Here is a 12,935-nt window from a genome sequence, read left to right on the forward strand (position 1 = left end):
AGGCGTGGAGGTTTGCTGCGCCGGCTCATCCAGAACGAGAAAGAGGTGAACACATCATGAAGGAAGGCATCCATCCCAGCTACGAACAGACTACCATCAAGTGTGCTTGCGGTAATGTGATCGAAACCGGCTCTACCAAAAAGGACATCCGCGTGGAAGTTTGTTCCAAGTGTCACCCCTTCTTCACTGGCAAGCAGAAGATGGTGGATACTGGCGGACGTGTCAGCCGCTTCAACAAGAAGTTCGGTCTGGACAAGAAGTAAGTTCGTATGTGAGGGGCCCGTACCGGTTTCGGTACGGGCCCTTTTTTAATTGGTGCTGTACCTGTCGCCGCCGGCCCGGTGAATATCCGTCACCGATAGGAACAGCATCTTTCTTTTTCTGAGAAAGATACATATAATAGGATAGAGACAACAGGAGGTGCACGCCATGTTTGAGAAAATAGACCCCAAAAACCTGGACCAAAACGTCTTTTCCCTGATTGGCGATCGGTGGATGCTCATCACCGCCGGGACGCAGGAGAAGTGCAACACCATGACCGCCAGCTGGGGCGGACTGGGGGTGCTGTGGGGCAAGCCGGTAGCCACGGTATACATCCGCCCCCAGCGGTACACCCTGGAGTTTGTGGAGCAGGAGGACTATTTCACCCTGTCCTTCTTTGGCGAGGAGCACCGGAAGGCCCTGGCCCTGTGCGGCTCCAAGAGCGGCCGGGACATGGATAAGGTGAAGGAGTGCGGCTTTACCGTGGCCACGGCGGAGGGAGCCCCCTATTTTGAGGAGGCCGACCTGGTGCTGGTGTGCAAAAAGGCCTATTGGCAGGACATGGACCCCACCCATTTCCTGGACGGGGAGATTGACGGCAAGTGGTACCCTGAGAAAGATTATCACCGTATCTTCATCGGCGAGATCGTGGAAGTGCTGCGGAAACAATAATACGGGGGCGCACAGCCTGCGCCCATCGGAGGACACATGACAGAAAACCAAGAGAAAAAAGCCATCAACCGGGCGGTGCTGGTGGGCCTGAACGCCCACTGCCTGCCCGAGGCGGAAAACGCCGACGACTCCTCCATGGAGGAGTTGGCCGACCTGCTGGAGACCGCCGGGGGTGTGTGCGTGGGCACCGTGTTCCAGAACAAGGACACCCCCGACCCACGTACCTTCATCGGTGAGGGCAAGGTGGCCGAGGTGAAAGAGCTGGTGGACGCCATGGGGGCGGACATGGTTATCGTGGACAACCCCCTGTCCCCCTCCCAGCAGCGGGCCCTGTCGGAGGATTTGAAGGTCCAGGTGCTGGACCGGGCCGCCCTTATTCTGGACATCTTTGCCCAGCGCGCCCGTACCAAGGAGGGCCGCCTCCAGGTGGAGCTGGCCCAGTACCAGTATCTGCTGCCCCGTCTGCTGGGTATGTGGACCCACCTGGAGCGGCAGGAGGGCGCCATCGGCACCCGTGGCCCCGGCGAGACCCAGCTGGAGACCGACCGGCGGCACATCCGCCGAAAGATTCAGAAGCTGCGGGAGGAGCTGGAGCAGGTACGCCGGGTGCGGGCCACCCAGCGCTCCCGCCGGGAGAAAAACGAAGTGCCGGTGGTGGCCATCGTGGGCTACACCAACGCGGGCAAGTCCACTCTGCTCAACAAGCTGACCGGAGCGGATATCCCCGCCAACAACCGGCTCTTTGACACCCTGGACACCACCACCCGTACCCTGGAGATTTCGGACACCTGTACCGTGCTGCTCAGCGACACGGTGGGATTTATCCGCAAGCTGCCCCACCACCTGGTGGAGGCCTTCAAGGCCACGCTGGAGGAGCTGTCCTACGCCGATTTGCTGCTCCACGTCATCGACACCTCCAACCCGGAGTGGCGGGAGCAGGCCGAAGTGGTGGAAAAGCTGATCGTGGAGCTGGGGGCGGAGCACACCCCCCGTATCGAGGTGTTCAACAAAATCGACCGCTGCCCCAGCGAGATCCTGCCCCACGGGGAGGACATTGTGTCCATCTCCGCCAAGACCGGCCAGGGGCTGGACGAGCTGCTGCAAAAGATCGGGGACCGGCTGGACACCGGCGCCTGCCGGGTGGTGCTCCACATCCCCTATGATAAAGGTGGCATTGTGGATTTGCTCCACCGGGAGGCCAAGGTGGAGCGGGTGGACTACGGCGAAACCATCGAGGTGGAGGCCGTCTGCACCCCCATCCAGCTGGGACGGCTGAAGGACTATATCGTGTCCGGCTGGACGCCCCCCAAGGAGTTTTGGGAAGAATAAGAAGCGGGTATCTACCCCATGAGACAGGAGGGCAATCATACCATGAAACCACTGGAGACCCAGCGCCTGGTCCTGCGCCCTTTTACCGAGGCAGACGCGGCGGCGCTGTACGCCTATGCCAGCCACCCGGAGGTGGGCCCCTGGGCGGGATGGAAGCCCCACGACAGCGAGGCGGAGAGTTTACGGGTAATCCGGGACATTTTCCTGCCCTCCGATACCCTGGCGGTAATCCGCAAGTCCGACGGGCGGCTCATTGGTTCTGCGGGCTTTGTGGGCAAGCACCGCACTGAACTGGGTACCCCCAGCGAAGAGGTGGGCTATTCTCTGGCCCGGGACTGCTGGGGCCAGGGCCTGATTCCCGAGGCGGTGCGGGAAATTCTCCGCCATGCCTTTGCTGATTTGGGCTATGCCGCTATCTGGGCGGCCTACTACGACGGCAACAACAAGTCCAAGCGGGTGATGCTCAAATGCGGCATGACCTACCGCCTGTCCCGGGTGGAGCCGGTGCTCCAGCTGGACGAGACCCGGCTGACCCACTATTTTGCCATCACCAGAAGGGAGTGGGAGAGGCAGTGACGGAATACTTCATCCCCACCGCCCCTTCTGAGACGGAATTTGTGGAAAAGCGCTCCCGGTTCATCGGCCATGTCTGGCCGGTGGACAGCGAGGAGGAGGCCCGGGGGTACATCGAGGCCATGAAGAAAAAATACTACGACGCCCGCCACAACTGCTGGTGCTACCGCATCAAGGAGGGGGGCGTGGAGCGCTACTCCGACGACGGAGAGCCTCAGGGCACCGCCGGTCAGCCCATGCTCAACGTGTTTCAGCGGGAGGAGGTCACCAACGTGTGCTGTGTGGTGACCCGGTATTTCGGCGGGGTGCTGCTGGGGGCGGGAGGCCTGGTGCGGGCCTACACCCAGAGCGCCAAGGATGCGCTGGATGCCGCCGGGATCTCGGTGGTGCGCCGGTGGGTGGAACTTGCGGTGACCTGTCCCTACTCCTTCTTCGAGCGGGTGCGCCAGGAGGCGGAAGCCCAGGGGGGTGTACTGGGGGAGAGCGAGTACGCTGCCGACGTTACCGTCCATGTGCTGCTGCCGGAAGAAAACACCGAGGCTTTTGCCGCCCGGCTCACCGAGCTGACCGCCGGAGGTGTGGCTCCCATCACCTTGGGAGAGGCCTTCAAGGCGGTGCCTATCAAGTGAATGGAAACAAGCCCCACGGCGACGCCGTGGGGCTTGTTTGATCTGCTCAGCTGTTGGTAAGCAGCAGCAAATCTTTGGCGGGCAGCTCCAGCCACAAGGGGTCCCGGCCAGCCAGAGCGGCCCAGTGCTCCTGTTCCAGCTCGATGCGCAGCCGGGAGAAGCCCTGATTCCCGCCGGGGGTGGACAGCATGACCACGGTGGAGAATACATTCTCCACCACCCGCTCCACCCGACAGGGCAGGCGGTTGGGACCGGGGCCCTCCACGGGCCTGATGTAGTGGGCCCGCACGCCGATATGAGTCAGGCCCTCCGGCAAGGCCCGGCCCGGGTCCAGAGTGACTCCCCAGTCCAAAGCCTCCACCCTACCGTCCGCTGTGGGCTGCGCCCGGGACACGTTCTTGCAGCCGGACAGCAGACAGGCCGACAGGGTGTGGGGAGCCTCAAAGAGCTGGTGGACTGGCATCACGGCCTGGGAACGGCCGTGGTCCAGGACACACACCTGCTGGCACAGCCGCTGTACCTCGTCCCGGTTGTGGGTGACAAAGAGCACCGGGCCGTGGAAGGCGGAGAGAATGTCGGCCAGCTCCAGCTCCACCTGCCACTTTAAATAGCTGTCCAGGGCGGAGAAGGGCTCGTCCAGCAGCAGCACCTCCGGCCCGCTGGCCAGAATCCGGGCCAGAGCCACCCGCTGCTGCTGACCGCCGGACAGCTGCCGGGGATATTTGTGCTCCTGCCCCTCCAGATAGAAGGAGGAGATCAGGCGATTTACCGTCTCCTGCCGGGCGGCCTTGTCCTGTACCCCCACGGCGATGTTCTGGGCCACCGTCATGTTGGGAAAGAGAGCGTAATTCTGAAAGAGGTAGCCTACCCGCCGCTTCTGCGGGGGCAGATTGATGTGGGCGTCCGAGTCAAAGAGCACCTTGCCGTCCAGTACAACCCGGCCCCGGTCGGGTTTCTCAATGCCGGCGATACACTTGAGGGTGAGGCTCTTGCCGCAGCCAGAAGCCCCCAGCAGGCCGGTGACCTGTCCGCTGTCCATTTCAAAGGAGGTGTCCAGCTGGAATTTGCCAAAGTCCTTGTGGATGTCAACCTGTAGCCGCATCATTCCACCTCCCCGGAGACAGGAACGGTCCGGCGGCGGGGCCGGCGGTCCTTTTTCTCCAGCATGTTGACACACAGCAGCACCACAGCCGAGATGAGCAGATTGATGAGTACCCACTGCATGGCCCCTTCATCGTCTCCGGTGCGCCACAGCTGATATACCGTGGTGGAGATGGTGGCGGTCTTGCCGGGGGTATATCCGGCGATCATGGCGGTAGCCCCGTACTCCCCCAGGGCCCGGGCAAAGGCCAGCACCGTTCCGGCGATAATGCCCTGTTTGCAGTAGGGCATCATGACCCGCCAGAAGATCCAGGTGTTGGACTTGCCCAAGGTGCGGGCGGCGTGGGCCAGGGTGACGTCGAAGGACTCAAAAGCCCCCCGAGCGGTGCGGTACATCAGGGGGAAGGCCACCACCGCCGAGGCGAAAATGGCGGAATACCACACCATGGTCAGCCGCAGGTCAAAAACCTCCAGAAACCACAGTCCGATGGTCCGCTTGGGGCCCAGCAGCCGCAGCAGAAAGTAGCCCACCACGGTGGGGGGGAGGACCAGGGGGAGGGTGAGCACCACGTCCAGCACGCCCTTCACCAGCCGGGGCAGCTTGGCCACATAGTAAGCCGCCAGGATACCCAGGAAGAAAATGAGCACCGTGGAAATGGCGGCAATGCGCAGGGAATTAAAAAGGGGATAGAGATCCAGAACCGATCACCTGCCTTAGAAAATGGGCCTGCCACACAGCGGCAGGCCCCCGTTTTTACTGGATGACAGTAAAGCCCACGCCCTCCAGCACGGCGATGGCATCGGCGTCGGTATGCAGGTAATCCAGGAAGGCCTGGGCGGCGGCCTGGCTGGCCTCGTCGGTGCTGCACTTCATGACGGCGGCAGGGTAGATGACCTGATCGCACATCTCGGCGGTGGCCTCGTCCACCACGTTCAGTTCATAGGTAAAGGCGTCGGTGGCGTAGATGATGCCGCAGTCCACGGCCCCCTCCTTCACCTGGTTGGCCACCTCGGACACGTTGGAGGCGTAGGTCACCTTACCGGCGTCCTCCAGGGCAGTGATGTCAATACCCAGAGTGTCCAAAATCTGGAGGGAGTAGGCTCCCACAGGCACGTCGTCGTTGCCCAGGCAAAGCAGGGACAGCTTGTCGGTGGACAGATCGGAGAAAGACGCAATGCCCTTGGGGTTTTCGTCGGGCACTGCCAGCACCACCTTATTTTCCACAAAGTTGATGCGGCTGTCGGACAGCACAAAATCCAGGCCCTCGTTGGTGCCGGTGGTGTCGGCGGCATCCAGCTGGTTCATCTGCTTTTGGGCAGCGGAGATGAACAGGTCGCACACCGCCCCCTCCTCGATCTGGGTCTTCAGGGTGCCGGAGGAGTCAAAGGTAAAGATCAGGTTGACATTGGGGGCCACCTCTTTATAGAGGTCGGCGATCTCGGTCAGCGTGGCCTCCATAGAGGCGGCGGCGAAGACCACCACGTCCACCGGCTCTTCCTGAGTGGGTGTGCTGCCGGTAGGGGTCTCGCTGTTCTGGGCGGGGGTGTTGGCGGCGCCGGGATTGCCGCCGCCGCAGGCGGCCAGAGCCAGAAGCAGCGTCAGGGACAGGACCAGGGATAGGAATTTTTTCATGGTACATTCTCCTTTACAAAATGGTAGGCGGCCCCGTTTCCAGGAGCGCCCCGGCCCACCGCCATGACGGAGATTGCCGTTTTAGGCGATATGGGCTCGAAGAATTTATATGAAACGGGTCAAACAAACCCGTGGTTACACTGATTATCCAGGTCGGGCGCAGTTGTTGGCGGTGCCCCGCAAAATTTCCAACCCATGGCCCAGGGCGGGGAGGATGAACTCCAGGCACTCCCGCACCGCCTTGGGGCTGCCGGGCAGGTTGACCATAAGCGTCTGTTTGCGGATGCCCGCCGCCGCCCGGCTCAGCATGGCTCGTGGGGTGATCTGGAGGGACTGCCATCGCATGGCCTCGGCAATACCGGGGGCGGGGCGCTCGGTCACCGCTAGGGTGGCCTCCGGGGTCAGGTCGGTGGGGGAGAAGCCGGTGCCCCCGGTGGTGAGGATCAGGTCGGCCAGATCATGGTCACACATCCGCTTTAACTCGCCGCTGAGCGGCTCCATGCCGTCGGGCAGCAGGGCGGTGTGGACCACTTCATAGCCAGCCCCCTCCACCAGCTCCCGGATCACCGGGCCGCTCTTGTCCTCCCGCTGTCCGGCATAGCCGGAGTCGCTGAGGGTGATGATGGCTACCCGCATGGTTATGCCTCCTCCATGATGGTGAGGGTGTCCCCCACCGAGATGGTGCCCCCGTGGAGCACCTTGGTGAACACGCCCTCCCGGGGCATGATGCAGTCTCCCATAACCTTGTAGATCTCACAGTGGGCGTGGCACTGCTTGCCCACCTGGGTCAGCTCCAGCACCACGTCGTTGCATTTGAATTTGGTCCCGATGGGGAGGGTCTTGAAGTCGAACCCGGACACCACCAGATTCTCTCCAAAGGCCCCGTCGTCCACCACGGCCCCCTTGGCTCGGAAGGCCTCCACCTGCTCGTGGGAGAGCAGGGACACCTGCCGGTGCCATTTGCCGGCGTGGGCGTCCCCCTGGATGCCCCAGTCCTCAACAAATTGGGCGGTGCCCACGTTTTTTTTCTGGGTCCCCTTCTGCTCGCTGATGCAGACGGCAAGTACGTTCCCCATGGTCTTATCCTCCGATCTGATTCATATTGCGGCCCTCGTCCCGGGCCTCATGCGCCCCATCAAAATGGTGGTGGGCGGGTTTGTGAGAGATGGCCTGTCTCATGGCCTCAAGCAGGGCGTGGTCGTCCGCCCCACTGTCCAGCAAAGCTTTCAGGTCCACCCCCTGGTCATATTGCAGGCAGGTTTTCAAAAATCCGGTGGCGGTGAGCCGCACCCGGTTGCAGCTGGCGCAAAATTGGTGGGACAGGGCGCTGATAAAGCCCACCTCGCCCTGAAAGTCCTGGAAGGTCACGTTGCGGCTGGGGCCGCTGAGGGTGTCCTGGGGGCAGGGAATGGCCGGGCCGAAGGCCTCTTCCAGCCGGGCCAGCACCTCTTGTTCCGTGCGGCGGGTGAGGGAGGACCCCAGCCCAATGGGCATCAGCTCGATGAAGCGTACCGTCAGGTCCCGGTCTTTGGCCAGGGCGGCCAAGGGGACCAGCTGGCCGTCGTTCTCCCCCGAGGGGACGCAGTTGACCTTCACCGTCAGCCCCGGCGCAGCCAGAGCGGCCTCCAGCCCCGCCATGGCCTGGGCCAGCCCGTCCCGGCGGGTGAGGGCGGCAAACTGGGCCTTGTCCAGGGTGTCCAGGCTCAGGTTGACCCCGTCCAGCCCGGCCTCCAGCAGGGCGGGCAGCTGGTCGGCCAGCAGCAGACCGTTGGTGGTGAGGCAGACGGTGTGGATGCCCTGAATATGCTTGATCTCCCGCACCAGTCCGGCCAGCCCCTTACGGACCAGGGGCTCGCCGCCGGTGAGGCGCACCTTTTCCACCCCCAGCTGGGCCGCCGCCCCTACCAGACGGACGATCTGTTCATAGGAGAGAATGGAGCTATGGGGGACCCACTCCACCCCCTCCTCCGGCATACAGTACCGGCACCGCAGGTTGCACCGGTCAGTGACCGATACCCGCAGATAGCGGATATCCCGGCCAAATTGGTCAAGCATGGGGCAGACCCTCCTTGTGCAGCCGGAGCAGGAAAGCGGCGGTCTCCTCCGGGCGGTTCAGGGGCAGTACCGGCACGCCGGGCACCTCCAGCGGCAGGTCGGTGACCAGGGCCAGCAGGGTGGCCGGGTCGGATACCGGCCCCTCCGAGTTGCCCCGCCGCACCACCTCCAGCTTGGGCCAGCGGGTGTACTTGAAGCCCTCCAGCAGGATCAGGTGGGCCTCGGGGAACTGGGTGATGAGATAGTCCTCCGATACCGGCTGCTTTTTCACGATTTTATATTTCTCCCCGTCAAAAATGGCGGTGCCCGCCGCTCCGGCGGCCATAAAGCGGCCGGTGTCGGTGCCGGGCGGGTCGGAAAGGAAGGTATGGCCGTCATGCTTGACCACCGCTACATTGAGCCCGGCTTCCGCCAAAAGAGGGAGGACAGCTTCAATCAGGGTGGTTTTGCCGGAGTTTTTTACCCCGGATACCGCCACCACCAGAGGCTTATCCACGGTCGTACACCCCCGACTTGCCGCCCTCTTTATGGACCAAGTGAATTTCGTCCAGTTCCATCCCCTTGTCAATGGCCTTGCACATATCGTAGATGGTGAGCAGGGCCACGCTCACCCCGGTGAGGGCCTCCATCTCCACCCCGGTTTTGCCCGAGAGCTTGACGGTGCAGGTGGCCTGGACGGCGCACTCCTCCTCCAAAATGGTAAAGTCCACCGACAGATGGCTCAGCAACAGGGGGTGGCACAGAGGGATCAGCTCGGATGTGCGCTTGGCAGCCATAATGCCCGCCACCCGGGCTACCCCCAGCACGTCTCCCTTGGCGGCGGTGCGGCCGGTGATGGCATCCAGAATGGGCCGGGTGACGCGGATTTTGCCCTGGGCCACCGCTGTGCGGAAGGTGGGGTCCTTGCCGGTCACGTCCACCATGATGGCGTTGCCCTGGGCGTCAAAGTGATTAAAAGACTGTTCCATGAAAACCTCCTGTTGGTTGGGAATGGCGGCGGGTCAGGGCTGCCGCGCCCTACAGCAGCCACACCTGGACTTGCTGGCCTGCCACTACTGCCGGGGTGCCGGCCGGCAGCTCCACCAGGCAGTTGCACCCCACCAGGGAGGCCAGCTGCCCGGAGGAATGGCCCTCCGGCAGGGTCACTTCTCCATCCTCATACCTGCCCCGAAGAAAGCGCCGTCTGGGGCTGGGCTTGGAGAAGGGGGTAGCCAGCACCCCTCGCCGTTTGTGGGGAAGCAGATGGGATTCCCCGGCCAGAGTGGCCAGCAGGGGCCGGGCCAATAATTCAAAGGTGGTGAAGGCGGCAAAGGGATTGCCCGACAGGGACAGAATAGGTTTGCCCTGGTACCGGGAGAACATGGCCGGGGTGCCCGGCTTCAGGTCCACCCGCCAGAATACCCGCTCCGCCCCCAGCAGGGGAAGGGCCTGGTGAAAAATATCTTTATCTCCTACAGACACACCGCCGGTGGTGATGAGGAGATCGCAGCACTCCAACAGCCGATCCATGGCCTGAGCCACGGCCTGGGGGTCGTCGCCCACCTGTTCCGCCGCAGGCTCCGGGATGCCCAGCTCAGCCAGCCGGGCCAGCAGCAGGGCCAGATTGGAGCCGTAGATTTTCCCTGGCGGCAGGGGAGCGGTGCCGGGAGCTACCACCTCATCCCCGGTGGTGAGCACCGCCACCCGGGGGCGGCGGCATACTGGGACCTCTGTCAGCCCAGCGCTGGCCAGCACCCCAAGAGCGGCGGCGTCCAGCCGGGTCCCTTTGTTCAGCAGAACGGTGCCCGCTTTATAGTCCTCGCCCTGATAGACGTAATTCTGATAAGGGGGCAGGGCGGCGTACACCGCCACCGGGTTGCCCCGGTCGGTGTGTTCCTGGGCCACCACGCAATCGCAGCCGGGGGGCAGCATGGCACCCGTCATGATGCGGACAGCCTGGCCGGGACCCACGGGCACTCTGGCCTGGTCCCCGGCGTACAGGGTATCCACCACGGCGAGAACCGCCGGATGGTCCCGGTCCGCCCCGGCAATATCGGCAGAGCGGAGGGCATAGCCGTCCAGGGGGGAGCGGTCAAAGGGGGGCTGGTCCATGGGAGCGGTGACGTCCACAGCCAGGGTGCGGCCCAGGGCGTCCCCGGCGGGCAGTACCTCTTGCCCCAGGGGGGAAAGCTCCGCTGTCAGCAGGGCCTCCGCCTCCTCCAATGAGATACCGGTGACCATCTCAGTACCCTTTCCCGAAGGGACACACCGGATAGTGGCACTCGGGGCAGCCAAGACACAGACCGCCGTGGCCCAGGGCCTTCAGGTCGGTCCGGCTCACCTTTACCCCGGCGGCAATGCGGGGGAGCACCAGATCAAATACGGTGGCCTTGGCGTACATGACGCAGCCGGGCAGCCCCAGAATGGGAGTGCTGTCGTCAAAGTAGCCCAGCAGGAACATGGCCCCCGGCAGCACCGGCGCACCGTAGGAGACCACGTTGGCCCCGGTGTCCTTGATGGCTTTGGGGGTGCGGTCGTCCGGGTCCACGCTCATGCCGCCGGTGCACAGGATCAGATCCACCCCCTTGGCCTTGTAGTCCAGAGCGGCGACGGTGATGGCGGCCATGTCGTCCCCGGGCAGGCAGTGCTCCGTGACCTCAATGCCGTAAGCGGCCAGCTTGTCCACAATAACGGGGGTGAAGGTGTCCTCAATGAGGCCCTTGGCCACCTCGCTGCCGGTGGTGATGAGGCCGCAGGTTTTCAGCTTCCAGGGGGTGAGGGAGAGGATGGGACCGTTCCCCGCCCGCTCTTCCACCTGCCGTAGCTTGTCCTCGGCGATGACCAGGGGGATAATACGGGTGCCCGCCAGCTTGTCCCCTTTATGGACGGCGGTATTGGTATGGCGGGTGGCGATCATGATCTCGTCCTCGCCGTTGAGGGCGGTGAGCCGCTCTACATCCACCTGAAACAGGCCGTCACAGTCGGCGATGAGCTCGATTTTCCCCTCTTTCACAGCGGTAGCGTGCATGTGCTGGTTCTGGCACAGGGCCTGGAGCCGCAGAGCGGCCTCGTCCTCGTGAAGCATACCGGGCTGTTTCTCCCAGACATAAAGGTGCTCTTTTCCCATGGAGAGCAGCACGGGGATATCCTCTTCCGTAACCACATGGCCCTTGCGGAACCGGGCGTCCTTGGTGACGCCGCGGATGATCTGGGTCAGATCGTGGCAGAGCACATGGCCCACTGCGTCCCGGGTATCAATCAATTTCATGGTAATTTCCTCCAAAAAATAAAAAGAGGTACCGTCTTTTGCGGTACCTCCGGGCAGAAGGGTAGAATACCCCCTGGGCAAGAGACTCCTTTTCAAAGACGGAAGGCCGCGCCGTTTCCAGAGCGACCCTGGCGGAGCGCCATAGGCTGAGCCCTTAGGCGGTTCCGCTCGGAGCATAGATTCTATTGTGCATAGTATAACAGATTTTTGGGAAAAAGCAACGAAAAGTCTAATGGGCATCGGAAGGGGGATGTGGTACAATGAAGCAAAAGGAGGGAGCGGTATGGGCAATGTGCGGGGACGCTTCGCCCCCAGTCCCAGCGGGCGGATGCACCTGGGCAATCTGTTTTCCGGCCTGCTGGCCTGGCTGTCGGTGCGCGCCGCCGGGGGGACCATGGTGCTGCGGATGGAGGACCTGGACCCGGACCGGTGTAAGGAGGAATACGCCGTTCAGCTGGCCGACGACCTGCGGTGGCTGGGGCTGGACTGGGATGAGGGCTATCAGGTGGGGGGACCCCACGGCCCCTATCGCCAGAGCGAGCGGACCAATCTGTATGCCGGGGCCTTTGAGACCCTGGAGGGGCGGGGGCTGATCTACCCCTGTTACTGCACCCGGGCGGAGCGTCTGGCCGCCTTTGCTCCCCACCGGTCGGACGGACAGGCGGTGTACAGCGGTAGGTGCAGGCACTTGACAGAGGCCAAGCGGGCGGAGCTGTCCGCCACCCGCCGCCCGGCCTGGCGGGTGAAGGTGCCCGACCGCAATATCGGATTTACTGACGGTTTGCAGGGGTTCTATGAGGAAAATCTGCTCCATGACTGCGGGGATTTTATCCTCCGCCGGTCCGACGGGGTGTATGCCTACCAGCTGGCAGTGGTATATGATGATGGAGCCATGGAAGTAAACCAAGTGGTGCGGGGACGTGACTTGCTGGACTCCACCCCCCGTCAGCGCTATCTCTATGAGCTATTGGGGCTGACTCCGCCGGAATTTTACCATGTGCCCCTGCTGCTGGCCCCCGATGGGCGGCGGCTGTCCAAACGGGAAAAGGACCTGGATATGGGGGCCCTGCGGGAGCGCTTCGCGCCGGAGGCGCTCACCGGACTGCTGGCCTTCTGGGCAGGACAGATGGACAAGCCGGAGCCGGTGGCCCCGGCGGAGCTGGCCCAACACTTCGACTGGGCCAAAGTACCGGCGGGGGATATTATGGTGGACCCAAACCACCTGTAAAAAGACCGCAGCGCACAGCGCCGCGGCCCTTCGTGTTTAGGAAAAGCTCACCTGGCAGTCGGTGGGGACGATGCACACATAGGTAGTGCCCACGCCAAAGGTGATGGGGTTGCCGTCGGCGTCCCTGTAAGGACCTGTTGACAAAGTCATCTATAAACCTCGTTTCCATGCTATAATACCAGCAAGGAGGGATAGACGATGATGGGA

At 63.0% G+C, this 12,935-nt stretch carries 16 protein-coding genes and 2 riboswitches; of the genes, 6 read left to right on the plus strand and 10 right to left on the minus strand.

Features of this window, described 5'->3' with window-relative positions:
• Nucleotides 1-56 precede the first annotated feature (56 nt).
• From rpmE to Q0J75_RS05405, 5 genes are all read left to right on the plus strand, one after another.
• Nucleotides 57-263 carry a 50S ribosomal protein L31 gene (gene rpmE, locus Q0J75_RS05385; protein ID WP_297197794.1) on the plus strand — a complete coding sequence of 69 codons (207 nt, stop codon included), beginning with the start codon at nucleotides 57-59 and terminating at the stop codon, nucleotides 261-263.
• Between the two features lie 166 nt (nucleotides 264-429).
• Nucleotides 430-933 carry a flavin reductase family protein gene (locus Q0J75_RS05390; protein WP_297197798.1) on the plus strand — a complete coding sequence of 168 codons (504 nt, stop codon included), beginning with the start codon at nucleotides 430-432 and terminating at the stop codon, nucleotides 931-933.
• Between the two features lie 36 nt (nucleotides 934-969).
• Nucleotides 970-2,262 carry a GTPase HflX gene (gene hflX / locus Q0J75_RS05395; protein WP_297197801.1) on the plus strand — a complete coding sequence of 431 codons (1,293 nt, stop codon included), beginning with the start codon at nucleotides 970-972 and terminating at the stop codon, nucleotides 2,260-2,262.
• 42 nt (nucleotides 2,263-2,304) lie between these two features.
• Nucleotides 2,305-2,838 carry a GNAT family N-acetyltransferase gene (locus Q0J75_RS05400; RefSeq protein ID WP_297197804.1) on the plus strand — a complete coding sequence of 178 codons (534 nt, stop codon included), beginning with the start codon at nucleotides 2,305-2,307 and terminating at the stop codon, nucleotides 2,836-2,838.
• Nucleotides 2,835-3,464 (plus strand): YigZ family protein, encoded by a 630-nt coding sequence (locus tag Q0J75_RS05405; protein ID WP_297197807.1) that lies wholly within the window; start codon nucleotides 2,835-2,837, stop codon nucleotides 3,462-3,464. The genes Q0J75_RS05400 and Q0J75_RS05405 overlap by 4 nt, the downstream gene beginning before the upstream one ends.
• A 46-nt stretch (nucleotides 3,465-3,510) precedes the next feature.
• Here the strand turns inward: Q0J75_RS05405 and Q0J75_RS05410 are convergent, their stop codons facing one another.
• The 10 genes from Q0J75_RS05410 to Q0J75_RS05455 form a co-directional block, all read right to left on the minus strand.
• On the minus strand, nucleotides 3,511-4,566 hold the full coding sequence (locus Q0J75_RS05410) for a sulfate/molybdate ABC transporter ATP-binding protein (protein ID WP_297197810.1): 1,056 nt from the start codon (nucleotides 4,564-4,566) through the stop codon (nucleotides 3,511-3,513).
• Nucleotides 4,566-5,264: a molybdate ABC transporter permease subunit gene (gene modB / locus Q0J75_RS05415; protein ID WP_297197842.1), complete on the minus strand. Its 699-nt coding sequence runs from the start codon at nucleotides 5,262-5,264 to the stop codon at nucleotides 4,566-4,568. The genes Q0J75_RS05410 and modB overlap by 1 nt, the downstream gene beginning before the upstream one ends.
• Nucleotides 5,265-5,319: 55 nt before the next feature.
• The gene (modA, locus tag Q0J75_RS05420; protein WP_297197813.1) at nucleotides 5,320-6,198 is read right to left on the minus strand and encodes a molybdate ABC transporter substrate-binding protein; all 879 of its coding nucleotides are present in this window, start codon (nucleotides 6,196-6,198) and stop codon (nucleotides 5,320-5,322) included.
• A riboswitch (molybdenum cofactor riboswitch) is annotated at nucleotides 6,190-6,312 on the minus strand. (Overlaps the previous gene by 9 nt.)
• 30 nt (nucleotides 6,313-6,342) lie before the next feature.
• A complete protein-coding gene (locus Q0J75_RS05425; RefSeq protein ID WP_297197816.1) occupies nucleotides 6,343-6,834 on the minus strand; it encodes a MogA/MoaB family molybdenum cofactor biosynthesis protein in 492 nt (163 codons plus the stop codon).
• A 2-nt stretch (nucleotides 6,835-6,836) separates the two neighbouring features.
• Nucleotides 6,837-7,274, minus strand: coding sequence for an MOSC domain-containing protein (locus Q0J75_RS05430; protein ID WP_297197819.1), 438 nt, complete (start codon nucleotides 7,272-7,274; stop codon nucleotides 6,837-6,839).
• A gap of 4 nt (nucleotides 7,275-7,278) precedes the next feature.
• Nucleotides 7,279-8,253, minus strand: a complete 975-nt coding sequence (gene moaA, locus Q0J75_RS05435; protein WP_297197822.1) for a GTP 3',8-cyclase MoaA — start codon at nucleotides 8,251-8,253, stop codon at nucleotides 7,279-7,281.
• A complete protein-coding gene (mobB, locus tag Q0J75_RS05440) occupies nucleotides 8,246-8,749 on the minus strand; it encodes a molybdopterin-guanine dinucleotide biosynthesis protein B (RefSeq protein WP_297197825.1) in 504 nt (167 codons plus the stop codon). The genes moaA and mobB overlap by 8 nt, the downstream gene beginning before the upstream one ends.
• Nucleotides 8,742-9,221, minus strand: coding sequence for a cyclic pyranopterin monophosphate synthase MoaC (gene moaC / locus Q0J75_RS05445; protein WP_297197829.1), 480 nt, complete (start codon nucleotides 9,219-9,221; stop codon nucleotides 8,742-8,744). The genes mobB and moaC overlap by 8 nt, the downstream gene beginning before the upstream one ends.
• 49 nt (nucleotides 9,222-9,270) lie before the next feature.
• Nucleotides 9,271-10,473, minus strand: a complete 1,203-nt coding sequence (gene glp, locus Q0J75_RS05450) for a molybdopterin molybdotransferase MoeA (protein WP_297197832.1) — start codon at nucleotides 10,471-10,473, stop codon at nucleotides 9,271-9,273.
• 1 nt (nucleotide 10,474) lies between these two features.
• Nucleotides 10,475-11,500, minus strand: coding sequence for a molybdopterin-binding protein (locus tag Q0J75_RS05455; RefSeq protein ID WP_297197834.1), 1,026 nt, complete (start codon nucleotides 11,498-11,500; stop codon nucleotides 10,475-10,477).
• Nucleotides 11,501-11,569: 69 nt separating this feature from the next.
• Nucleotides 11,570-11,686, minus strand: a riboswitch (molybdenum cofactor riboswitch).
• A 97-nt stretch (nucleotides 11,687-11,783) separates the two neighbouring features.
• On the opposite strand from Q0J75_RS05455, the gene gluQRS reads away from it, so the two are divergent.
• A complete protein-coding gene (gene gluQRS / locus Q0J75_RS05460) occupies nucleotides 11,784-12,728 on the plus strand; it encodes a tRNA glutamyl-Q(34) synthetase GluQRS (protein ID WP_297197836.1) in 945 nt (314 codons plus the stop codon).
• The last annotated feature ends 207 nt before the right edge of the window (nucleotides 12,729-12,935 follow it).

This window comes from uncultured Flavonifractor sp. (assembly GCF_944385615.1).
GTDB lineage: Bacteria > Bacillota > Clostridia > Oscillospirales > Oscillospiraceae > Flavonifractor.

Coding starts and splice junctions, on each gene's coding strand:
- rpmE (WP_297197794.1), top strand. CDS start 57: ATGAAGGAAGGCATCCATCCCAGCTACGAACAGACTACCATCAAGTGT.
- Q0J75_RS05390 (WP_297197798.1), top strand. CDS start 430: ATGTTTGAGAAAATAGACCCCAAAAACCTGGACCAAAACGTCTTTTCC.
- hflX (WP_297197801.1), top strand. CDS start 970: ATGACAGAAAACCAAGAGAAAAAAGCCATCAACCGGGCGGTGCTGGTG.
- Q0J75_RS05400 (WP_297197804.1), top strand. CDS start 2,305: ATGAAACCACTGGAGACCCAGCGCCTGGTCCTGCGCCCTTTTACCGAG.
- Q0J75_RS05410 (WP_297197810.1), bottom strand. CDS start 4,566: ATGCGGCTACAGGTTGACATCCACAAGGACTTTGGCAAATTCCAGCTG.
- modA (WP_297197813.1), bottom strand. CDS start 6,198: ATGAAAAAATTCCTATCCCTGGTCCTGTCCCTGACGCTGCTTCTGGCT.
- Q0J75_RS05425 (WP_297197816.1), bottom strand. CDS start 6,834: ATGCGGGTAGCCATCATCACCCTCAGCGACTCCGGCTATGCCGGACAG.
- Q0J75_RS05430 (WP_297197819.1), bottom strand. CDS start 7,274: ATGGGGAACGTACTTGCCGTCTGCATCAGCGAGCAGAAGGGGACCCAG.
- moaA (WP_297197822.1), bottom strand. CDS start 8,253: ATGCTTGACCAATTTGGCCGGGATATCCGCTATCTGCGGGTATCGGTC.
- moaC (WP_297197829.1), bottom strand. CDS start 9,221: ATGGAACAGTCTTTTAATCACTTTGACGCCCAGGGCAACGCCATCATG.
- glp (WP_297197832.1), bottom strand. CDS start 10,473: ATGGTCACCGGTATCTCATTGGAGGAGGCGGAGGCCCTGCTGACAGCG.
- Q0J75_RS05455 (WP_297197834.1), bottom strand. CDS start 11,500: ATGAAATTGATTGATACCCGGGACGCAGTGGGCCATGTGCTCTGCCAC.
- gluQRS (WP_297197836.1), top strand. CDS start 11,784: ATGGGCAATGTGCGGGGACGCTTCGCCCCCAGTCCCAGCGGGCGGATG.